Source organism: Bordetella genomosp. 7 (assembly GCF_002261415.1).
Lineage (GTDB): Bacteria > Pseudomonadota > Gammaproteobacteria > Burkholderiales > Burkholderiaceae_B > Bordetella_A.
Map to the genome: position 1 here is coordinate 169772 of NZ_NEVI01000023.1, position 20610 is coordinate 190381.

At 66.4% G+C, this 20610-nt stretch carries 19 protein-coding genes; 6 read left to right on the top strand and 13 right to left on the bottom strand.

Translation table 11 applies throughout. The features are described from left to right. Nucleotides 1-5 precede the first annotated feature (5 nt). The 4 genes from CAL18_RS17700 (at nucleotide 6) to CAL18_RS17715 (ending at nucleotide 3074) form a co-directional block, all read left to right on the top strand. Nucleotides 6-893 carry a DMT family transporter gene (locus CAL18_RS17700; protein ID WP_026640775.1) on the top strand — a complete coding sequence of 296 codons (888 nt, stop codon included), beginning with the start codon at nucleotides 6-8 and terminating at the stop codon, nucleotides 891-893. 191 nt (nucleotides 894-1084) lie between these two features. Then, the gene (locus tag CAL18_RS17705) at nucleotides 1085-2332 is read left to right on the top strand and encodes a DUF308 domain-containing protein (RefSeq protein ID WP_026640776.1); all 1248 of its coding nucleotides are present in this window, start codon (nucleotides 1085-1087) and stop codon (nucleotides 2330-2332) included. Nucleotides 2333-2347: 15 nt separating this feature from the next. Further along, a complete protein-coding gene (locus CAL18_RS17710; RefSeq protein WP_026640777.1) occupies nucleotides 2348-2746 on the top strand; it encodes a hypothetical protein in 399 nt (132 codons plus the stop codon). 13 nt (nucleotides 2747-2759) lie between these two features. Beyond that, a complete protein-coding gene (locus tag CAL18_RS17715) occupies nucleotides 2760-3074 on the top strand; it encodes a hypothetical protein (protein ID WP_094818439.1) in 315 nt (104 codons plus the stop codon). 18 nt (nucleotides 3075-3092) lie between these two features. Here CAL18_RS17715 and clsB read toward each other — a convergent pair whose 3' ends face one another. The 7 genes from clsB to CAL18_RS17750 form a co-directional block, all read right to left on the bottom strand. Beyond that, a complete protein-coding gene (clsB, locus tag CAL18_RS17720) occupies nucleotides 3093-4304 on the bottom strand; it encodes a cardiolipin synthase ClsB (protein WP_094797583.1) in 1212 nt (403 codons plus the stop codon). Then, the gene (locus CAL18_RS17725) at nucleotides 4301-5161 is read right to left on the bottom strand and encodes an endonuclease/exonuclease/phosphatase family protein (protein WP_026640780.1); all 861 of its coding nucleotides are present in this window, start codon (nucleotides 5159-5161) and stop codon (nucleotides 4301-4303) included. The genes clsB and CAL18_RS17725 overlap by 4 nt, the downstream gene beginning before the upstream one ends. Nucleotides 5162-5270: 109 nt before the next feature. Further along, on the bottom strand, nucleotides 5271-7058 hold the full coding sequence (gene aspS / locus CAL18_RS17730; RefSeq protein ID WP_094818440.1) for an aspartate--tRNA ligase: 1788 nt from the start codon (nucleotides 7056-7058) through the stop codon (nucleotides 5271-5273). A 39-nt stretch (nucleotides 7059-7097) separates the two neighbouring features. Beyond that, nucleotides 7098-7739 carry a DUF502 domain-containing protein gene (locus CAL18_RS17735; RefSeq protein ID WP_026640782.1) on the bottom strand — a complete coding sequence of 214 codons (642 nt, stop codon included), beginning with the start codon at nucleotides 7737-7739 and terminating at the stop codon, nucleotides 7098-7100. 17 nt (nucleotides 7740-7756) lie between these two features. Continuing rightward, nucleotides 7757-8050 carry an FmdB family zinc ribbon protein gene (locus tag CAL18_RS17740; RefSeq protein ID WP_094818441.1) on the bottom strand — a complete coding sequence of 98 codons (294 nt, stop codon included), beginning with the start codon at nucleotides 8048-8050 and terminating at the stop codon, nucleotides 7757-7759. A gap of 600 nt (nucleotides 8051-8650) precedes the next feature. After that, complete coding sequence (locus tag CAL18_RS17745) at nucleotides 8651-9943, bottom strand: putative Na+/H+ antiporter (RefSeq protein WP_094818442.1); 1293 nt, start codon at nucleotides 9941-9943, stop codon at nucleotides 8651-8653. 71 nt (nucleotides 9944-10014) lie between these two features. Continuing rightward, complete coding sequence (locus tag CAL18_RS17750) at nucleotides 10015-11640, bottom strand: GMC family oxidoreductase (protein ID WP_094818443.1); 1626 nt, start codon at nucleotides 11638-11640, stop codon at nucleotides 10015-10017. A 257-nt stretch (nucleotides 11641-11897) separates the two neighbouring features. On the opposite strand from CAL18_RS17750, the gene CAL18_RS17755 reads away from it, so the two are divergent. Next, nucleotides 11898-12743 carry an SAM-dependent methyltransferase gene (locus tag CAL18_RS17755; RefSeq protein ID WP_094818444.1) on the top strand — a complete coding sequence of 282 codons (846 nt, stop codon included), beginning with the start codon at nucleotides 11898-11900 and terminating at the stop codon, nucleotides 12741-12743. Continuing rightward, complete coding sequence (locus CAL18_RS17760) at nucleotides 12740-14098, top strand: APC family permease (protein ID WP_094818445.1); 1359 nt, start codon at nucleotides 12740-12742, stop codon at nucleotides 14096-14098. The genes CAL18_RS17755 and CAL18_RS17760 overlap by 4 nt, the downstream gene beginning before the upstream one ends. A 26-nt stretch (nucleotides 14099-14124) precedes the next feature. On the opposite strand, the gene CAL18_RS17765 is transcribed toward CAL18_RS17760, so the two are convergent. The 6 genes from CAL18_RS17765 to CAL18_RS17790 form a co-directional block, all read right to left on the bottom strand. Further along, nucleotides 14125-15018: a DUF6999 family protein gene (locus tag CAL18_RS17765; protein WP_026639570.1), complete on the bottom strand. Its 894-nt coding sequence runs from the start codon at nucleotides 15016-15018 to the stop codon at nucleotides 14125-14127. After that, nucleotides 15015-16988 (bottom strand): StlD/DarB family beta-ketosynthase, encoded by a 1974-nt coding sequence (locus CAL18_RS17770; RefSeq protein ID WP_094818446.1) that lies wholly within the window; start codon nucleotides 16986-16988, stop codon nucleotides 15015-15017. The genes CAL18_RS17765 and CAL18_RS17770 overlap by 4 nt, the downstream gene beginning before the upstream one ends. Before the next feature lie 15 nt (nucleotides 16989-17003). Next, nucleotides 17004-17843 carry a fatty acid desaturase gene (locus CAL18_RS17775; RefSeq protein ID WP_094818562.1) on the bottom strand — a complete coding sequence of 280 codons (840 nt, stop codon included), beginning with the start codon at nucleotides 17841-17843 and terminating at the stop codon, nucleotides 17004-17006. A gap of 61 nt (nucleotides 17844-17904) precedes the next feature. Beyond that, entirely contained in the window at nucleotides 17905-18681 is a 777-nt protein-coding gene (locus CAL18_RS17780; protein WP_094818447.1) for a sterol desaturase family protein, read from the bottom strand. Nucleotides 18682-18769: 88 nt separating this feature from the next. After that, the gene (gene dapA, locus CAL18_RS17785; RefSeq protein ID WP_081745693.1) at nucleotides 18770-19762 is read right to left on the bottom strand and encodes a 4-hydroxy-tetrahydrodipicolinate synthase; all 993 of its coding nucleotides are present in this window, start codon (nucleotides 19760-19762) and stop codon (nucleotides 18770-18772) included. 315 nt (nucleotides 19763-20077) lie between these two features. Further along, a complete protein-coding gene (locus CAL18_RS17790) occupies nucleotides 20078-20563 on the bottom strand; it encodes a GAF domain-containing protein (protein WP_094818448.1) in 486 nt (161 codons plus the stop codon). Between the last annotated feature and the right edge of the window lie 47 nt (nucleotides 20564-20610).

A 20610-nucleotide genomic window follows, 5' to 3' on the forward strand; every position in this document is an offset into this window, starting at 1 on the left:
CTGCCATGCGCTATCGCGACCTGCGGGACTTGCTGCTTCTGGCTGCGGTGTGGGGCGGATCGTTTCTCTTCATGCGCGTGGCGGTGCCCGAATTCGGCCCGGGGCCGCTGATGGAACTGCGCGTGGGGCTGGCCGCGCTTTCCCTGCTGCCGCTTGCCGCGCTGCGCGGCAAGCTGCCGCTGATCGCGCGCCGCTGGAAGGCTATCCTGGTGGTGGGCGCGCTGAATTCCGCCGTGCCTTTTCTGCTGTACGCCTACGCGGCCCAATCGCTGGGCGCGGGTTTCATGTCGGTGGCCAACGCCGTGACGCCGGTATGGGGCGCGGTGATCGGCTGGCTGTGGCTGAAAGACCGGCTGGCGCCATCGCGCATGGCCGGCCTGGCCATTGCCGTGCTCGGCATTGTGGTGCTGGTGTGGGACAAGCTCGATTTTGGCGCGGGTGGCCAGGGCCCCGCCGTGCTGGCCGCCGTGTCGGCTCCCTTCTTCTACGGCATTGCGGCCAACTGGGCCAAGCGCTATCTGGGCGACGTCGATGCCCTTTCCAACGCCACGGGCAGCATGATTGCGGCGTCGCTGGTGCTGGCGCCGCTGGCCATTGCCACGTGGCCCGCGCAGCCCGTGTCGGGCCAGGCCTGGATGGCCACCATCGCGCTCGCCCTGGCGTGCACCGGCGCGGCGTACATCGTGTTCTTCAGGCTGATCGCCAACGTGGGGCCCACCGCCGCCGTCAGCGTCACCTTTCTGGTGCCCGTATTCGGCGTGCTGTGGGGGATGTGGTTCCTGGATGAAACGGTGACCCCGCAGATCCTGGCGGGCGCCGCCGTGATCCTGGCAGGCACTGCCCTGGCGCTGGGGCTGGTGCGGCTGCCCGGCGCCGCAATGCCCAAAGCCTGACGACAGGCGTTTGCGGCTCGCCAATACTTATCAGTTTGAAACAGACGCGACAAAGCTTGTCGTTCCGGCTGGTGCCAGCGAAACATTGCTAGGATTCCGCTGCCCTGTGGCGAATTGGCCAAGCCGCCTGCAGGAGCGCCCGCCCGCCGGGCCAGCGCTGTACCGGCTTGCACCGCACAACGACATGCCCCATGGACGTCAGATCTCTTGAAAGGTCCGGAGACGTCGCCGCGCTGCGCGCGGGCGGCGAGCTCCTGCTCATCGGCCCCTGGACGGTATTCCAGGGGGTTTCGCAGTCGCTGATCATTCGCGATCCCGCCCGCCTGCGCACGGTGCTGTACCCGCATCTGCGCGACGATTCTTCGTTGGCCAAGCTGGCGGCCCTGTACCGCCGGCTTGTGTGCACCGGTTCGGTGGGGGGCCACTACTCGCCCGAACAGACCGCCGAACAGATGGTGGCGCTGATGCGCTTCGGCCAGATCGTGGCGGTATCTTTGCCCGATACCTCTGGCCAGGACGGTCACGGCAACGTGCAGCCCGCGGCGTTCACGGGCAACCCGGCCGGGCCGGTAACGCAGTGGTCGCTGGCCGAGCGTTTCGTCTATGTGCTCGAACGTGTTCCCCCGCATATGCCGCCCGCGCTGGCCACCGAATTGAAGCAGGCGCTCAGCGGCACCAATCTGGCGATCATCGTGGGCGTGCTGGTGGTCTGGGCAGGCTCGCACGCCGTGGGCGTGGGTTTCCTGGCCGACGCCGCGCTGCTGGCCATCGGCTTTGCCCTGGCGGGCTGGGCGATCTTCGACGGCATCAAGCATCTGGTGCAGTTCTTCACCCTGACCAAGAACGCGTCCAGCAGGGCCGAACTGGATCAGGCGGCGCGAGAATTCGCCAATGGCGCCATGACGATAGGGGTGGGCGCGCTTATCGCGCTGCTGACGCGCGGCGCGACGCGCCTGGCGCCACGGCCGGTGGGCCGCTCAACGCCGCAGCCGGCCGAACCCACGCCGCAGACGCCCCGGCAAGTGCGGGAAGCGGCGCCACAGGCGGGCGCCGCGCCCCAAAGCCCGCAGGCGCCGCGCGTCTTTCATACCAGCGATCCGGGCGTGGACACACTGATCAACCAGATCGAAAGCCGGGCCCCCGGCACGGTCCGGCAGGCAGAAATCAATATCATGCGGCCCGATGGCTCGCCCTATACCGACTTCGACATCGTCACGAACACCCATGTCATCCAGGTGAAGACCGGCGGCGGCAATGGTATCGTGAAACAGATCCAGACCAGCCAGCAATTGACTGATCTGCCCGTCATCGGCTTTGACGCGAATAAACTGGCAGGCATGAATCGGTCGTTCAAGCCGTCGATTCTCCATAGCGCGCAACAGAACAACATCACCATCGTCGATAACGTCGACGATCTGATGAAGTTGATTGGCAAGTAATGACAGAGGCACCAGATGCGGGATATCGCATTGATCACCACGGCGACATACGGTCTCGAAGCAATGCAGCAGGCGCTGCCGCGCGATGTTTCTTCGTTCATCGACCAGGATGAGCAACGTCTTGTCTTGCAAGACGACAACATCGACAACTTTATCGAGATCGCCCGCGATGACTCGATAGGCGACTACTACGAAACGCCAGAAGAGCTGGCTGCCCTGGAAAAGCTGCCCGGCACGCCCCGCTTTTACCTGGTGCACTTCAAGAACATCGAAAGACTGAAACGCGTGCTGCGCGACATCGCCAACCGCGACGACGTTATTGTCGACAACGATTTCGGGATCCTGGAACCGGGCGCCGAGTTCGTCCGGCGCTGCGCGGCGTCGCCGGGATGGGATTGGGCCAAGCCCGCGTAGCAGGCGGGATGACATGCATGACTTAACAGGCTCGCGTCCTGCGTCGAACTGGCTGTACCCCGAGGCCGTCCAGGATGCGCGACAGGCATGCATCGACTTTCTGGCACAGCGCGCCGACATCGCGCAGACACAGGCCGCACTGCGCCAATCCGAACAGACCATCGTGGCGCTAGAGGAAAGCGGGCTGCGCGCCTTGCTGTTCGAAGCCGAGAACCAGCTGGAAGAAATTCGATTCACGGTGCCGGATAAGCAGCAGCCCGCAGCTGCGGCAGCCGTGATACGGCGAGTGCTGGACGGGCTTTGCCAACCGGGCAACACGCGGCGCTGACGCGCCGTCGCGTCCCGTTCAGTATTCCCCTGAACGCCCCGTCAATGCCACGCCGATGCGCAAGAGCGTATAGGCCGCCGCATCGATGCCGCGCCGCAGCCAGCCGCGCCGCCGGTAGTCCAGCGGCCGTACAAAGCGGCCGCCGCTGGTAATGGCGCTTTCCAGGCGATGCTGCAATTCCCATGCGAAGGGCTGGTCGTCTACCACCACGTTCGCTTCGCGGGCCAGCAGCAGGCTGAACGGATCCAGATTGGACGACCCCACCATGGCCATGTTGTCGATGACCGCGACCTTGGCGTGCAGGTAACCCGGCATGTATTCATAGATCTCGACGCCGCCGCGCAGCAGCTGGTCGTACAGCGAACGGGTGGCGTGGTACTGCATGTGGTATTCGACCTTGCCCTGCAGCAGCAGCCGCACCCGCACGCCGCGCGCGGCCGCGCGCAGCAGCGCCTTGCGAAACTGGCGGCCGGGAAAGAAGTAAGCGTTGGCGATCAGGATGTCGCGGCGCGCATGCTGGATGCCATACAGATACGCGCGCTCGAAGGTCTGGCGAAACCGCAGGTTGTCGCGCAACACCAGCGCGGCGCGCCGCCGGCCGGCACCCGCAGCGGCCGGGGTGTGCGGCAAGGCCAGGCGCAGGCGCGGCCATTCGCGCGGGTGACGCCGCAGGCGGGCCCAGTTCAGGCGCACCCACAGGAGTTCCTGCGCGTGCACGGCATAGGCCACCAGCGGCCCGCGCACGCGCACCGCAAAATCAAAGCGCGCGCCGGCAATATTGTCGGCGGGGTCGAGATCATCGTAGTCGTCGACGATGTTGATGCCGCCGATGAAGACCGTCTCGCCATCGATGGCCGCCACTTTGCGATGCAGGCGCCGCAGGCGGCTGCGCGACGGCACCAGCCTGCGATACCACGGCGGCTCGGGGCGATAGATGCGGCAGTAGCCGCCCGCATCGGTCATGCGCGCGGTGACAGCTTCCGCCACGTCGGCGCTGCCGAAACCGTCGAGCACCAGGCGCACTTTCACGCCCCGCCGCGCGGCCCTTTCCAGGCATTGCAGCACTTTCTCGCCGGTACGGTCGAGAACGAAGATATAGGTTTCCAGATGGACGCTTGTTTGCGCGGCGTCGATGGCCTGGCATAGCGCCGGAAAAAAATCGGCGCCATTTTGCAAGAGATCGATGGCGTTGTCGTCGGTCCAGTCCAGCCTGACGATGTCGCCCTTCACGGCAATTCAAGCTCCGCCAGCAGGGGCGCATGGTCGGACAGCCGCGCCCATTCGCGCCCGCGCAGCACCCGGGCGCTGCGCACTGCGAAGCCGCGCTGGTAGATGCGGTCGAGCCTGAACCACGGAAACACGGCCGGAAAGGTGCGCGGCGGCGGCAGCGGGCAATAGGCGCCCCCCATGCCCAGCTGGTTGCTGCGTTCGAGCACGGCCACATCATTCGGCACGCCACGCAGCACGTTGCCCAGCCGCCGCACCGAATCGCGCAGGCGCGGCAGCTCGCCGCCGTGGGTGCGCGGCGCATGAGAAAAGACTTCGTACAGGCCCAGCTGCTGCACGAACAAGGGCGCCAGGCGGTCGCCCCAGTCGTTGAAATCGCCGGCCACGAGGATGGGATCGCCCTCGGGCACCAGCCGGCTGATCCGGTCGGTCAGCGCCTGGATCTGGCGCGTACGGCTGCCGGCGAACAAGCCCAGGTGCACGACAAAGCAATGCAGGTTGCGGCCGTCGACCTCGACGCGCGCGTGCAGCAGCCCGCGCTGTTCCAGCCGATGGTCGGAGATGTCCTGGTTTTCGTGTTCGAGGATGGCGTAGCGCGACAACAGGGCGTTGCCGTGCTCGGACCGGTTGCGGATGGCATTGCATCCGTAGGCCACGTCCAGGCGCAAGGCCGCGGCCAGCGATTCGTGCTGGGCATCCAGCAGCGAGATATGGTTGTTGCGGCCCTGAACCTCTTGCAGGAACACCAGGTCGGGACGCAGGTTGTACAACCCCAGGCGCAAATCGTTCAGGGATTCGCGCGTGCCCAGGGAAGACCTTCCCTTGTGGATGTTGTAGCTGACGACGCGGATAAGCGACATGAACCGAATGACGCCCCTTCGTTGTGGAAGCCCCGCGCGTCGCCGCGCGGGCCCCCCGGGTGGCGGGTGCAAGCCGCCAGACGGCGGCTCTGTATGCCCGCAGATTACTTCATTTCACTTCGACATTGCGCAGGCGGATGTGCAGTTCGCGCAGTTGTTTCTCGTCGACCTCGGACGGCGCCTGGGTAAGCAGGCACTGTGCGCGCTGCGTCTTGGGGAAAGCGATAACGTCGCGTATCGATTCGGCGCCCGTCATCATGGTGACGATGCGATCCAGGCCGAACGCGATGCCGCCGTGCGGAGGCGCGCCGTAGCGCAACGCGTCGAGCAGGAAGCCGAACTTCTCGCGCGCTTCTTCGGCGCCGATCTTCAGTGCGCGGAACACCTTGCTCTGTACGTCTTCGCGGTGGATGCGCACCGAACCGCCGCCGATTTCCCAGCCGTTGAGCACCATGTCGTAGGCCTTGGCAATCGCCTTGCTGGGATCGGTTTCCAGGAAGTCTTCGTGGCCGTCCTTGGGGCTGGTGAACGGGTGGTGCGCGGCGGTGTAGCGGCCTTCTTCTTCGTCGTATTCGAACATGGGAAAGTCCACCACCCACAGCGGCTTCCAGTCGCCCGACACCAGGCCGGCCTTTTTGCCGAATTCGCTGTGGCCGATCTTGACGCGCAGCGCGCCGATGGCATCGTTGACCACTTTGGCGCGGTCGGCGCCGAAGAAGATGATGTCGCCGCTTTGCGCGCCGCTGCGCTTGGTGAGTTCGGCCAGCGCGGCGTCGTGCAGGTTCTTCACGATGGGCGACTGCAGGCCATCGCGGCCCTTGTCGGCGTCATTGACCTTGATGTAGGCCAGGCCCTTGGCGCCATAGATGCCCACGAACTGCGTGTATGCATCGATCTCGCTGCGCGACAGCTCGGCGCCGCCGGGCACGCGCAAGGCTACGACACGGCTGCCCGCGGCGGTGGCCGCTGCCGCGAACACCTTGAAGTCGACGTCGCGCATGATGTCGGTCACGTCGGTGAACTCGAGGTTCACGCGCAGGTCAGGCTTGTCGGAACCGTAGCGCTGCATGGCTTCGGTCCAGGTCATCTGCGGGAACGGAGCGGGCAGCTCGACGCCCTGCACCGTCTTGAAGACATGACGCACCATGTCTTCGAAGATCTGGCGGATTTCGAACTCGTCCAGGAACGAGGTTTCGCAATCGATCTGGGTGAATTCAGGCTGGCGGTCGGCGCGCAGGTCTTCGTCGCGGAAGCACTTGGTGATCTGGTAGTAGCGGTCAAAGCCCGACACCATCAGCATCTGCTTGAACAGCTGCGGCGACTGCGGCAACGCGAAGAAATGGCCGGCGTTGACACGTGACGGCACCAGGTAGTCGCGCGCGCCTTCGGGCGTGCTCTTGGTCAGCATGGGCGTTTCGATGTCGATAAAGCCCAGCTGGTCAAGGAACTTGCGCACTTCGATCGACACGCGGTAGCGCAGCATCAGGTTGCGCTGCATCTGGGGACGGCGCAGGTCCAGCACGCGATGCGTCAGGCGAGTGGTCTCGGACAGGTTGTCATCGTCAAGCTGGAAGGGCGGCGTGATCGACGCGTTGAGAATCTCGACGTCCTTGCACAGCACTTCGATTTCGCCCGAAGCCAGTTCCGGGTTGGCCGTGCCTTCGGGGCGCAGGCGCACCAGGCCGGTGACGCGCACGCAGAATTCGTTGCGCAGACGCTCGGCGGTGGCGAAGGCTTCGTTGTCGGGATCGAACACGATCTGCGCCAGCCCGGCGCGATCGCGCAGGTCGATGAAGATGACCCCGCCGTGGTCACGGCGGCGGTTCACCCAGCCATACAGGGTAACGGTCTGGCCGAGATGGTCGCGACAAACCTCGCCGGTGTAGCAGGTACGCATTGCGGGATGACTCCTAGGTGCTGTGGTCAGCGTAAAAATTCAAGAATCGACGGCCGGGGCCATCGGGATGGGGGCGGCGGCCGCGGCCGGGACAGCCGGCGGCGCCACGACGCCCATGGAAACGATGTACTTCAGGGCCGCGTCCACGCTCATCTGCAGCGCGACCACCTGGTCGCGGGGCATCATCAGGAAGAACCCCGACGTGGGATTCGGCGTGGTGGGAACATAGACGCTTACATGCTCACCGGCCAGGTGGCCGGCGATCTCGCCGCCGGGCGCGCCCGTCAGGAATGCGATGGTCCAGCAGCCGGCGCGCGGATACTGCACCAGCACGGCCTGGCGAAACGCCTGGCCGTTGGGCGCGAGCACCGTATCGCTGACTTGCTTTACCGAATTGTAGATGGAACGCACCAGCGGAATCCGGCCGAGCAGTGCTTCCCATTGCTCGAGCAGGGTGCGGCCCAGCAGGTTGGCGGCGAACACGCCGGTCAGCAGCACGACGGCGATGACCAGCGCGAAGCGGAAGCCGGGAATATCAATGCCGAACAGCGATTGCGCGGACAAGAAGCCTGGCACGAAGCCTTCGAGGGTTGCCACGAGCAGACCCAGGACCCACAGGGTGATGGCCAGTGGAATCCAGACCAGCAGCCCGGTGATGAAGTGCTTCTTGAAAGCGCGCATGGTATGCCGGCGGGTGCTCAGGTCGCGGCGGCAGGAGCGGCAGGGGCGGCGGCGGGGGCCGCAGAGTCGCTCTTGGCGGGAGAATCGGTCTTGGCCGCAGAGTCGGCGCCCGCTTTGGCGCCGCCCGGCCCGTTGCGGAAGTCGGTGACATACCAGCCCGAGCCCTTCAATTGGAAGCCGGCGGCCGTGACTTGCTTGGCGAACGTGGCCTGGCCGCACTCGGGGCAGGCCGAAAGCGGCGCATCGGAGATCTTCTGCAGCACGTCCTGGGCGTGGCCGCAGGCGCTGCACTTGTAAGCGTAGATAGGCATGACAGGGATTTCCAGGCAAACCGGCGCATCAAAAACCGCCGTTTCACGGCCCGCGACAGGCGGACAGTGACCAGGCGGCGCCGGATCAATACGGGAAAGTGTTGAATTTTAGCGGTTTTTGCCAAAAAGGCCGCAGCCGGCGCCGCACAGGCGGGGGCTGGGTGGCTGCAGGGCTTATTCGGGCAGGATGCCGGCGTCCGGCATGGCCTTGATCCGGCGCCTGCTGTCGGTCTGACGCCCAGTCCCCTCGGGACGGCATCTCTACAACAAGGCGGTGTCTGACACCAAAGGTGTCAGACACCCAATGCCGGGGCGGCCGATGCCGCATGTGGCTCCCGCGGCGGGCCTGGGTCGGTGTCTGACACCAAAGGTGTCAGACACCCAATGCCGGGGCGGCCGATGCCGCATGTGACTTCCGCGGCGGGCCTGGGTCGGTGTCTGACACCTTTGGTGTCAGACACCCAATGCCGCGGCGGCCGATGCCGCATGTGGCTCCCGCGGCGGGCCTGGGTCGGTGTCTGACACCTTTGGTGTCAGACACCCTGTACCGGGACGGCCGATGCGATGTCGGGCGCCTGAAGGGATGGGCTGCGGCGGCGCTCAGCGGCCCAGGGGCAGCAGGAACATGCCCGCCGCCACCAGGGTGGGCACCAGCGCGGCCATGAAAAGCCGGCCCGCCGAGATCGACTGGTCGGGAAAGAATGGGCGCAGGATGGCAAAGCCGGCCGGATTGGGCGCGTTGGCGATGACGGTCAGGCCTCCGCCCGTGACCGCGCCAGCCACCAGCATGTAGCGCCAGAGCTCGCTCGACCCTTCCACGAGCGAACCCAGGTAGGTCAGCGCGGCATTGTCGGTGACGGCCGTCAATGCGGCCGCGCCCCAGAACAACACGGTGGGCTCCAGGCCGCCCAGCAGATCCTGCAGCCACCACTTCTGCAGCCCGCCCAGGATCACCAGGCCCGCCAGGAAGAATCCCACCATCAGGCCTTCGCGAATAAGCAGGCGATCCTGGTGGCGCGCATAGGCGTGGGCAAAGCCGATGAACATCATCAACATGCCCAGGAACACGGCGGGATGATGCGCCGTCAACACCACGCCCACCAGGAACAACAGGTGGATGGCGATGACCAGCGGCGGCACGGGATCGCGCTTGGGTTGGGAGTCGCCGGCCGCATGCACGCCGCCCCCCGTGCCAATGCTGCCGTCGGTCAGTGCGCCGCGGCAGACCCAGGTCAACACGGAGGCGTTCACGAACACCGCGACAACCGCGCGCCAGCCGAAATGGGTGGCCATGTAGGCGGTGTCCCACCCGAAGGTCGAGGCCACCATCAATACCGGCGGCGCCGCATATGCCGTGAGCACGCCGCCGATCGAGATGTTGACGAACAGTACGCCCAGGGTCAGGTACTTGAAGCGGGTGTGACCCGCCATGCGGAAATAGCCGTCGCGCAACAGGATGGCGGCCAGCGTCATGGCCGCCGGCTCGGTAATGAACGACCCGCCCAGCGGCACTACCGACATCACCACGAAGAAGGTGGCCACTTCGCGGCGCATGGGCAAGATGCGCGCCAATGCGCGCACGCCCATGCCGACGAGTTCCAGGATGGGGCGGCTGGCCGCCACCACCATGATCGCGAACACGAACAGCGGCTCGGTGAAGTTGCGCGTGTCCATGTATTCGATGGCCGCGCCGCTGCCGCTGAGCAGGGCCATGCAGACGATCAGCACAAAGGCCCACACCCCGAATACCGCCTCGACTTCCGAAAGCAGGTGCCATATGCCGGCATGAGGGCCGTTGCGATGCGCCAGGCGCGCGAAGACGGGAACGGAAAATGTGTGGATGACGGCCACCGCGAACAACACGGTGGCAAGCAGCTCGATATTGTCAGGCATCAGAAAGCAACCCCGGGATAGCTGTGTGAGACGAAGCCCAGGCCCCGCCCGCGCACGCGAAAACTTCTGGACTATAACGCAGCCGCCGCGCGCCGCAGCAGCTCGGCGCCCTTCTCGGCGATCATCACGGTGGGCGCATTGGTGTTGCCCGACGTGATGGCCGGCATGACCGAGGCATCCACCACGCGCAAGCCTTGCAGGCCATGCACGCGCAGTTCAGGATCGACGACTGCCATGTCGTCCACGCCCATCTTGCACGTGCCTACGGGGTGAAAAATCGTGGTGCCGATGTCGCCCGCCGCCCGCGCCAGTTCGTCGTCCGACTGCAGTGCGGCGCCCGGCCTGTATTCTTCGGGCGCATAGGCGGCCAGCGCCGGCTGCGACACGATGCGGCGGGTCAGGCGCAGGCTTTCGGCCGCCACGCGGCGGTCGGCGCCGGTTGACAGGTAATTGCACAGGATATGGGGATGATCGTCGGCCTGCGGGCTGGCAATGCGCACGTGTCCGCGGCTGGTGGGCCGCAGATTGCACACCGAGGCGGTGAAGGCGGGAAACGCGTGCAGCGGATCGCCGAATTTTTCCAGCGACAACGGTTGCACGTGGTATTCGACATTGGCGCGTTCATGCTCGGGCCCCGAGCGCGCGAACGCGCCCAATTGCGACGGCGCCATGCTGAGCGGCCCGCGCCGCCACAAGGCATATTGCGCCGCCATGGTGGCCTTGCCCCACAGCGTGCCGGCGATCGCGTTCAGCGTCTTGGCGCCGGTGACGCGGTACACCATGCGCAGTTGCAGGTGGTCTTGCAGGTTCTCGCCCACGCCCGGCAAGTCGTGCAGCACCGGAACGCCGCGCTCCTGCAGCAACGCGGCCGGGCCCACGCCCGACACCTGCAGCAGTTGCGGCGAACCGATGGCGCCCGCCGCAAGAATCACCTCGGCCCGGGCGCGCGCGATCTGCTCGCCGCGCTCGTCCAGGCGAAACGCCACTCCTTCGGCGCGGCGATGCCGGAAGACAATGCGCGATACCCGTGCGCCTGTCATCACGCGCAGGTTCGGCCGGTTGGCCACCGGCTTGAGAAACGCGCTGGCGGCGCTCCAGCGCACGCCGCGCTTCTGGTTGACTTCGAAGTAGTCGCAGCCTTCATTGTCGCCCTGGTTGAAGTCGGACACTGACGGAATGCCCGCCTGCGCAGCCGCCGCGCGAAACGCATCGAGCAAGTCCCAAGACAGGCGCTGCCGCTCGACGCGCCATTCGCCCGCCCCGCCGTGAAAGGCGCTGTCGCCGCCGTGATGATTTTCACTGCGCTTGAAGTACGGCAGCACATCGTCCCAACCCCAGCCCGGGTTGCCCAACGCCGCCCAGCCGTCATAGTCGGCGCGCTGGCCGCGCATGTAGATCATGCCGTTGATCGACGAGCTGCCGCCCAGGACGCGGCCGCGCGGGTAGCCCAGGCTGCGGCCGTTCAGGCCCGCGTCGGGCTGGGTGCGGTAGCACCAGTCGGTGCGCGGGTTGCCGATGCAATAAAGGTAGCCCACGGGAATGTGGATCCAGTGCCAGTTGTCGCGGCCGCCGGCTTCGAGCAGCAATACCCGGGTGCCGGGGTCCGCCGACAGGCGATTGGCAAGCAGGCAGCCAGCCGAACCGGCGCCCACCACGATGTAATCGAATACCAGGTCGGTACCGTCGCTGCCGGCCATTGCGCACGCCCTCCTTTGTGAACCGGCGCGCCCAGGCGGCCAGCGGTATGGTGCGGGTTGTAGAACACAAGCGCCCCGGCTGCCAACCCGGACAGCCCCTAATGGCGCGGCGCCGGGCTGCGCCCCCGCCAAGCGGGCTTGACTATACGTAACACAGGTTGAAAGATCGGCTGATAACGTCGATGATTTCGTTCAGTTTTTTGTCAGCTACGCGCCGGACGGTAGTTGCAGTCCGGACGCGCGTTCCGGAGACTCGCATGCCCGCGCCTGCCCTTGCTGTGCCCGTGAATCGCCGCGCCTTGCGCCATGCCATGGCAGCCCTGGCGGCCACGCTGGCCGTGGCCGCCTTGCCGCTGCAGGCGGCCGAACTGGTCGAACTGGACGTCCCGTTTGTGCCCACACCCGAAAAAGCGGTTGCCAGGATGCTGGAAATGGCCGCGGTCGGCCCCCAGGATACGGTGTTCGACCTGGGCTCGGGCGATGGCCGCATTGCGATCGCGGCCGTGCGCGATTTCCGGGCAAGCAGCGCCACCGGCGTGGACATCGACCCGCAGCGCGTCGCCGAGGCCCGCGCCAACGCAAAACAGGCCGGCGTGCAGGATCGGGTGCGGTTCATGGAACAAGACCTTTTCGAAACCGATTTTTCGAAGGCGACGGTGGTGACCATGTATTTGCTGCCCGACGTCAACATCAAGCTGCGCCCCCGGATTCTCGACGAACTGGCGCCGGGCACGCGCATCGTGTCGCATGCATTCACCATGGGCGACTGGGACAGCGACCAATACCAATCGGTAGAGGGGCGCTCGCTGTATATGTGGATTGTGCCGGCGCGGGTGGCCGGCACATGGCGCGTTGCCCATCCGCAGGGCGACATCACATTGCAGGTGGCGCAGCTTTACCAGAAGCTCACCGTGACCGCGCGGCGCCACGACGCCATGCTGGGGGTGCAGCAGGCGCGCCTGCAAGGCGACCGCCTTGAACTGCTGCTTGACGATGGCGGCCAGCCCCTGCGGTTAGTGGGCCGGGTGCGCGGCGACACGATTGACGCCGTGGCTGCCGACGACGCAGAGCAAGGCTGGCAGGCCACCAGGCAGGCATCATGAGCGCAGCATCCGAAACAACAACGGGCCGGCCGGCCGGGCTGTCGGTACTGGATGCGGTCGCGGTACTGGTGGGCGTGGTCATCGGCATCGGCATCTTCGGTTTTCCGCCGCTGGTGGCTCAGCATGCCGGCTCGCCCGCCATGTACATTCTGCTGTGGCTGGCCGGCGGCGTCGTCATGCTGTTGGGTGCGCTGTGCTATGCCGAGCTGGGGTCCACGTATCCGGACTCGGGCGGCGAATACCGCTACCTCAGCCTGGCATGGGGCCCCCGCACGGGCCTGATGTTCGCCTGGGCGCGATGCACGGTCATCCAGACCGGCGCCATCGCCGCGGTGGCGTTCATCTATGGCGACTATGCGCAGCAATTGCTGGATCTGGGCAGCCATGGGCCGGCGCTGCACGCGGCGCTGGCGGTGGCCGCGCTGACGATCCTGAACATGGCCGGCACGCAACCGTCCAAGCGCCTGCAGATCGTGTTCACGGCACTGACGGTGGTGGCGCTGGTGACGGTGGTGGTGGCGGGCATGGTGGCGGGCGACGCCCCGGCGCGCGCGCTGGCCGCCGAAGACCTGCCGATGCAGGGCAATCTGCCGGCCATGCTGGGCCTGGGCATGGTGTATGTGCTGCTGACGTATGGCGGATGGAATGAATCGGCCTACCTGTCAGGAGAGCTGCGGGACCCGGCGCGCAATGTGAGCCGCGTGCTGCTGATCGGCACGGCGGTGGTCACGGGCGTGTACTTGCTGGCCAATGTGGCCTTGCTGGAAATGTTCGGCCTGCACGGACTGCGGCAGGCGAATGCGGTGGGCGCGGATGTGATGCGCATCGCCGCCGGCCCGTATGCGGCAGTGTTGCTGAGCCTGCTGGTGTGCTGCACGGCGCTGAGCACCATCAACGGCACTATCCTGACCGGTGCGCGGGTGTATGTGGCGCTGGGGGCGGATGTGCCGGCGTTGCGCAGGCTGGGCGCCTGGTCGCCGCGCGGGCAGGCGCCTACCGCGGCGCTGCTGGTGCAAGGCGCCATTACGCTGGCGCTGGTGGGTTTTGGCGCATTGACCGATCACGGCGTACAGGCGATGGTGGCCTATACCGCGCCGGTGTTCTGGTTCTTTATGCTGCTGGTGGCGGCGTCGGTATGGCGGCTGCGGCGGCTGTATCCCCAACGGGCCCGGCCTTTCAGTGTGCCGCTTTATCCGTTGACGCCGCTGGTGTTCGCATTGAGTTGCGCGGGGCTGGTCTGGTCGAGCGCGCGGTACGCGGGGGTAGGCGCGCTGCTGGGCATCCTGGTGCTGGTCGCCGGGTTGCCGCTGTTGCGGGTGGCCCGGGGGGTGCCTGCGGGGGTGTTGCGGGATTAGGGGCGCGCCTTGCTGCCGGCCCGATGTCAGCAGGCGCGAGCGGAAGGGGCTTGGGCTTCCTGCTTCATCTGCATGAGCAGGCTGTGCAGCATTTCGGTGGAAAGGCCATGCAGCACCAGGCGGTATCCGGCTTTCAGGGTGGACATGGGCACCAGGGGGTGCTTGTTGTTGACCAGGATGAGATGCTCGGGCGCCCCGAGGATCTGGGCGGCGTAGATGCCTACGGTTTCGTCCAGCTGCAGCGAGTTTGCCGCGCGCCAGAAGTCGTTGTCGGTCAGCATCAGCTGATACATGGGGGTGAACAGCTCGATGGCGCTTTGCAGATCCATGAAGTTGCGGCGCCGCCGGGGCATGTCGGCAAGCGCCAGCCCGGGGTCGTGCACCATCGAAAAGTCCACCTGCGCCGGCGCGTGCATAGCTGTGCCGGCCTGGCGCATGGCGCCATTGAGGTTGATGACGAAGTTGAACAGGTTCAGGTCGTGCCTGACGAACATCTCGTCTTTAAGGTCGGCGATGCAGCGCGGTTCCAGCGGCGTGGTCGTGACGGGCACCGGCGCGTTGCGGGCGATGAACGCCAGGATCTGAGAGCCCAGATGAAAATGGCGCAGGATCAGCCAGTTGGCCTCGGGCGACACGAAGTGCTCCAGCCCCCACGCCAGGATGCGGTGCAGCAACTTTGAATGCGACCACTTGCGCGGCAGAAAGGTCTTTGCCACCTGGATCAGGATGATGAACGCGCGCGCAAGCGGCCGCAGGAAGGGCAGCAGGTATTGCCGCGAAGCAGAGCTGGAGTCGGCCAGCCAGGCTTCTTTTACCGTATCGGGCAAGGGCGTGCTGCGGTCCAGGTACAACGCGAGCCACGGGCTGGGGTCCGACGGGTCGTGTTCGCGCGTCAGGAAATCGGGCGTGCGGGCATTCATGCGGACTGTGACTCCATCACGTGGTGGAACTGCATCAAGTAAAGCGCGGCGGTGCGTCGCGCCGTGTCGGCAATGCGGCGTTCGATCTGCCCGCGCTCGTCTGCATCCAGCGCGATCTCGACAGCCATCAGCCAGCGGGCCAGGTGGTTTTCGTCGTTGTGGCCATGGTATTCCAGGAAACGGAAGCAGTCGGGCGGCAGGTCCAGGCTGGCCTTCAGCAGCGGCAGCAAGGCCGGCACAATGCGTTGGCCGGTGCCCTCGATGATGTAGATGGCGCCCAGCAGGCCTACCGGGTCCTGCGTGGCGGCCAGCGCATGCAGGTACGCATTGAGCGCCTCGCCGCCCGGGTTGCGGCGCAAGGCGTCGATATCGGCCTGGTCGCCCCCGGCATTGCGATAGTCCTGGTACAGAATCTTGAAATCGTTCTGCTCTTCGCCGGCGTGCACGCCTATCAGGTCGGCCAGCGGCCGATAGGCTGCACCCAGCGAGGCCGCGCCTTCGCGCATCCACTTGCTTCCCTCGCGCACCTGCGGAACCCACTGCGCCGTCCAGTTCAGATAGTCGGCCGTGGTAAAGCGGCGCTCGCGCAGGTGCCTGATGACCGGCGTGCGCCACACGCGCGAGCGGTAGTCATGCCAGATCGACGCCAGTTCGGTCAATAGCGGGCCCAGGCCCCGGGAGGCGCTGGCCGGATCGTGCGGCGGCGCAATCGACTCGGCATCGTCGCCGGCGAAGGGGGCATGCGCAGCGGCGTGCGCAGCGGCATGCGCAGCGGCGTGCGCAGCGGCGGGCTGCGACGACGATGCCGCCGCTGGCGCCACGCGGGCAGGGCCGTCGGCGGCCTCGGCCTCGAAGAGCATATAAGCCGTCATGAAGCGGCCGGACTCGGGGATATAGCAGAACACCTGCTGGCCCGGCTCCAACACGTGCGTTTCCAGGAACTCGGCCAGCATGATCAATATGGACGCCGCGCCGGTGTTGCCGCGCCAGGCCAGGTTGCTGAACCAGCGTTCGCGCGGGATGGACAGGCCCGCCTTGTCCATCAGGCCCTCGACAACGGGGATGAACTTCTCGGACGAGTAGTGGCACAGGAAGTGGTCGATGCGTGCGGGGTCGATCCAGCCGTCGCGCACCAGCGCCGCGTATTCATGGATACCGATATCGAACAGGTGGGGCAGCAAACGGATATTCTGGCGCAGCGCCAGCGCACCGGCTGCCTCGGCTTCGGACCATGATGCGTAGTCCAGGTGGCCCCGGCCGCCTTCGGCAGGCTGGCCCAGTTGCATGCACACCGGATAGTCGCCGGAAAACGAGCGCTGGTGCACCCACTTCAACCGCAGGCGCACGCCGTTTGCCGGGCCGGGCAATGCGGCCCCGCCGCTGCCAAGCAGCACTGCCCCTGCGCCGTCCGACAGCATCCAGCGCAGGAAGTGCGCGTCGAAGTCGGTATCGTAGTCACGCGCCGCGAAGCGCGACCGCTTGAACAGCCGCGACGGCATCTCGCTGGCGACCGCCAGGGCCTGGCGGTGCGCGCCGAGTTCGATGCCTTGCGCCGCGGCCTGGATGGCCGACACGCCCGCCGCGCAGATGCCGTGCACCGAGAGCACTTCCATGGGCGGCGCCGACAGTTCGCCCTGGATCATGTTGGCAAAGCCCGGCATCAGCACATCGCCGCCCGACGAACCGCTGGCCAGCAGCGAGACCCCCGTCAGATCGCGCGACTGCCTGCGCAGGCAGTCGCTGATTGCCTGGGCCGCCTGCCCGGCGTTGGTGCAGCGGGTATTGCCATCCGCATCGATGGCGTAGTAGCGCTGCCTGATGCCGTTCTCGGCCAGGATGCGCTGCTTGATCCGCCCCGACATGCGGTTAAGGGGCGCGATGTACCGGTCCATGTCCTGGTTGGAGACGGGCTCGCCGGGCATGAAATAGCCGGCGCTTTCCAGATAGACGCGATCAAAGGCAACAGGCATGGATACAGGAAACTCCTAATCATGAATGGCAGGGGCGGCGCGCATCAGCGACCGGCTGCGGCAGCGCGGCCACACCAGCCCGATCACGAAGACGCGCGCCATATATGGCACCAGCCCCCGCTCGATCAGGCGCGGATCGACACGATGACGGTAGCGCTGCGCATGCAGGCGCGGCAGTTCCGACCAATGTGCGCGCGAGTGTTCGTGATGCGCCGTATGCAGGCCGATGTTGAACAGCAATGGGTTTACGAGGCCTTCGAAATTGCGGGCGTAGGTGAGGCGCGCATGACGGCCGGGGCCGCCGTCGGCGTGGGCGTGCTGCAGATAGTTGGTGGCAAGCAGCCAATGCAGGCCATGCAGTTGCGGCACGATCACGAACACCAGGGCCTTGGCCGGGTTCAGCGCCAGCAGCCCGCCCCACAGCCCCAGCCAGGCCGCGTACTGCCACATGCAATAGCGCCAGGCGCCGCGCCTGCCGCGGCGCAGCCTGTCCAGCCACGTCCAGAACTGCGGGTACAGCGTCCATGCCGCCTGGAAGGGGTGCAGCAGGTAGCCGGCCAGATGGTTGGTGTCGCCTCCGAAGCGGTAGGTGCGTGCCCAATCGCGCGCGCCATGCTTGTAGCGATGGTGGTTGCCCGCATGCGTCGGGAAGAACACAAAAGTGGGATGGCCCTGCAGCACGGTCAGCGCAAAGTCGGTGACGCGGTTGGCGGCGCGGCGGCGCCACATGCGCAGGTGAGTATGGTTGTGGTGCACCACGCCGATGCCCAGCGTCAGGAACAGCATCAGCCCATACAACGGCCAGTGCAGCCCATGCACCCATTGCCACGCAGCCAGCGCGGGCAACATCGCCATGTACGTCAGACTTTGTATGTCGCGCCAGTTGCGCAGCGCTGCCGGTCGGCGGCGCGCGCGGCTAGCTGCGGCCGCCAAGCGCGCCTCGCTGTCTGGCTGCCGCCAACTGGGCCTGGGCCGCGTCGGCCTGCAGGCGCGTGCCGAACAGCCGGTCCATGAATGTGAACTGGAAGCCGTAATTGCCGTGATAGCACGCATGATGCAGGTGATGGCGCCGACTGGCCGCGAACCAGTGCGCGTACGACACCCGGGGAAAGAAGTCGTAGTTGGCGTGCCCCACGCAATTGAAGAACAGGCTGAACAGCGGCACCGACAGAAGCGACCAGAAGCTGAAGTCATGCAGCAGCATCGGCAGCAGGATGACGTTGCCCAGCATCAGCGCTTCGACGGGATGAAAGCTGTAAGTGGAGAACGGCGTGGTCACGACCGAACGGTGGTGCGGCAGGTGAAAGCGGCGCAGCAGGCGGGTGTGCAGCAACCGGTGGTTGATCCAGAAGTGCACGTCATTCCATATTGCCAGCGCCAGGATCTCAAGCACGATCTGCCACGCGCCGGCGTGCGGGTCCAGGCGGGCCCAGCCCAGCTGCAGCAAGCCCCATGGGAAGATCATGCCCAGCCCGAAGATCAGCACCGATATGCCCGACTGCGCCAGTTCGCGCCGCAGCTGGCCCGGCGCCAGCGGGCGCGTATCCAGCGGGGCGCCTATGCCCAATGCCGGCAATATGCGACGCGTCAGCAGCCACGTCGCGGCGCCGAACAACAGGTAAATGCCGCCGAAGAACAGCAGCCCCGCCAGCATTACCTGCATTGCCGACAGCGATAGAAATTCTTGCGCCATAGGATCCGCCGCCCAAGCCGGCCACCAGAATGGCGGCAATCATAGCAATACCGCCCCTGTTTATCTCATGCGCGCGGCGCCCCCGCAGTCAGTGCGCCGCCACGGCGGGCTGCACCCGGGCCGCCGCAGCGCCTGGCATGGGCATGGACGATGGCAGGTCGCCCGCCGCAGCGTGCGCCGCAGCCCGCGGAAATTCCCTGTCGAGCGCGGCCACGGCCGCGCCCAGCTGCGCCGCCAAGGCCGCGCTCGCGCCAGGCATGGGCGCACGCAGGCAATCGTGCAGCAAGTCCTGTTGCGCCAGCCAGGCTTTCAGCGGGCCCGGGTTCGGCTCGGCAAAGACTAGGCGGATAACCGGCGCCAGGGCATGGAACAGTCGACGCGCCGTGTCCAGTTGCTGCGCCTGCACGGCCCGATGCAGGGCCACGAACAGATCGGGGCGGATATGCGCGGCCGCGGCGATCATGCCGCTGCCGCCCAGGCACAAGGTGGCCAGCGCCTGCAGGTCTTCGCCCGCCATCACCTGCAGGCCGCCATGCGCAATCAGCGCCACGGTCTTGTCCAGCGAGCCGCCACAGTCCTTTACCGCCGCGATGTTGCCATGCGAAGCCAGTTCCAGCAGGGTGTCGGCATGAAGCGACGTGCCCGTGCGATACGGAATGTCGTAGATCACCAGCGGCGCGCGCGAAGCGTCGGCAAGCGTACGGAAGTAGTCCCGCGCGCCGTGCTGCCCCGGCCGCACATAGTAGGGCGCCGGCGCCAGTATGCCGGCCAGCGGCCGGGTGGCGAATGCGGCCAGCCGGTGCAGCGCATGGCCCTGGTGGTTGCCCGCCAGGCCCATGACCACCGGCAGCGCGCCGGCCTCGTCCAGTACGGTGTCCAGCACCGCCAGCTGTTCGGCATCGTCCAGCGCGGCGGCCTCGCCCGTGCTGCCGCACACGACCAGGCCGTGCACGCCCGCGGCGGCATAGTGCCGCACCAGCCGGCGCAACGCCTGCCCGTCGATCGCCGCATCGCGGGCAAAGGGGGTCACCAGCGGAACCCAGACGCCCTGGAACCCGCCGGAAGTTGAACGAATAGACATGACACACTCCTGTCAGACCGCCAGGAAACCGTACAGAAGTGCAGGGAAAGGAGGTGAAACACCGCGCGCGCCGCCGTTTGCCGCCGTTCCGTCGCCCATCTGACGGAACAGCATGCTCCGGTCAGATGAGCCGCTGTTTTTTGGATTTGAGGCCGAAGCAACGCTGCGCCGCGCAAAAGCGGACGTAGACAGCGGTGCAATGGGCCAAAGACATGAAGCAGACGCGTACGCGCAAAAAATGCAGGTGATGCGGCAATCTAGCGCAGCGCGCCGGCGCGTGTCAACGCGCGACCCGCGCCGCGCCGCCCGCGCGGGCTAGGCCAGGCTGTCCAGGTAAACCGCGCAAAGGGCCTGCATGCCCTGTCGGTCGTCTTCGTCGAAACGCCCGGGTTCAGGGCTGTCGACGTCCCACACGCCTATCAGTTCACCGTTGCGCACCAGGGGCACCACGACTTCAGAGCGCGACGCCGCATCGCAGGCGATATGACCGGGAAAGGCAAAAACGTCGGGCACCAGCTGGGTCTGGCGCTGGCTGGCGGCGGCGCCGCAGACGCCGCGGTCCAGCGCGATGCGCACGCAGGCCGGTTTGCCCTGGAAAGGGCCCAGCACCAGCTCGCGCCCATCGAAGAAATAAAAGCCCGCCCAGTTGACATCGGGCAGGGCGTGGTAGGCCAGCGCGGCCAGGTTTGCGGCGTTGGCGATGCGGTCGGTTTCGCCGGCGAGCAAGGCCCGCGCCTGTAACGCCAGCTCGGCGTAGAAGCGTGGCTTGTCGTCGACGGGCAGCTCGGTGGCGGTAAACATGAAATGTAACTGTACAGGCAAGTTTCGAACCAACTGATTTTAGCGGC

Coding starts and splice junctions, on each gene's coding strand:
- CAL18_RS17755 (WP_094818444.1), top strand. CDS start 11,898: ATGCCCGCGCCTGCCCTTGCTGTGCCCGTGAATCGCCGCGCCTTGCGC.
- CAL18_RS17790 (WP_094818448.1), bottom strand. CDS start 20,563: ATGTTTACCGCCACCGAGCTGCCCGTCGACGACAAGCCACGCTTCTAC.
- CAL18_RS17770 (WP_094818446.1), bottom strand. CDS start 16,988: ATGCCTGTTGCCTTTGATCGCGTCTATCTGGAAAGCGCCGGCTATTTC.
- CAL18_RS17745 (WP_094818442.1), bottom strand. CDS start 9,943: ATGCCTGACAATATCGAGCTGCTTGCCACCGTGTTGTTCGCGGTGGCC.
- CAL18_RS17715 (WP_094818439.1), top strand. CDS start 2,760: ATGCATGACTTAACAGGCTCGCGTCCTGCGTCGAACTGGCTGTACCCC.
- CAL18_RS17700 (WP_026640775.1), top strand. CDS start 6: ATGCGCTATCGCGACCTGCGGGACTTGCTGCTTCTGGCTGCGGTGTGG.
- CAL18_RS17725 (WP_026640780.1), bottom strand. CDS start 5,161: ATGTCGCTTATCCGCGTCGTCAGCTACAACATCCACAAGGGAAGGTCT.
- CAL18_RS17775 (WP_094818562.1), bottom strand. CDS start 17,843: ATGGCGATGTTGCCCGCGCTGGCTGCGTGGCAATGGGTGCATGGGCTG.
- dapA (WP_081745693.1), bottom strand. CDS start 19,762: ATGTCTATTCGTTCAACTTCCGGCGGGTTCCAGGGCGTCTGGGTTCCG.
- CAL18_RS17750 (WP_094818443.1), bottom strand. CDS start 11,640: ATGGCCGGCAGCGACGGTACCGACCTGGTATTCGATTACATCGTGGTG.
- CAL18_RS17710 (WP_026640777.1), top strand. CDS start 2,348: ATGCGGGATATCGCATTGATCACCACGGCGACATACGGTCTCGAAGCA.
- CAL18_RS17740 (WP_094818441.1), bottom strand. CDS start 8,050: ATGCCTATCTACGCTTACAAGTGCAGCGCCTGCGGCCACGCCCAGGAC.
- CAL18_RS17765 (WP_026639570.1), bottom strand. CDS start 15,018: ATGAATGCCCGCACGCCCGATTTCCTGACGCGCGAACACGACCCGTCG.
- aspS (WP_094818440.1), bottom strand. CDS start 7,058: ATGCGTACCTGCTACACCGGCGAGGTTTGTCGCGACCATCTCGGCCAG.
- CAL18_RS17735 (WP_026640782.1), bottom strand. CDS start 7,739: ATGCGCGCTTTCAAGAAGCACTTCATCACCGGGCTGCTGGTCTGGATT.
- CAL18_RS17760 (WP_094818445.1), top strand. CDS start 12,740: ATGAGCGCAGCATCCGAAACAACAACGGGCCGGCCGGCCGGGCTGTCG.
- CAL18_RS17780 (WP_094818447.1), bottom strand. CDS start 18,681: ATGGCGCAAGAATTTCTATCGCTGTCGGCAATGCAGGTAATGCTGGCG.
- CAL18_RS17705 (WP_026640776.1), top strand. CDS start 1,085: ATGGACGTCAGATCTCTTGAAAGGTCCGGAGACGTCGCCGCGCTGCGC.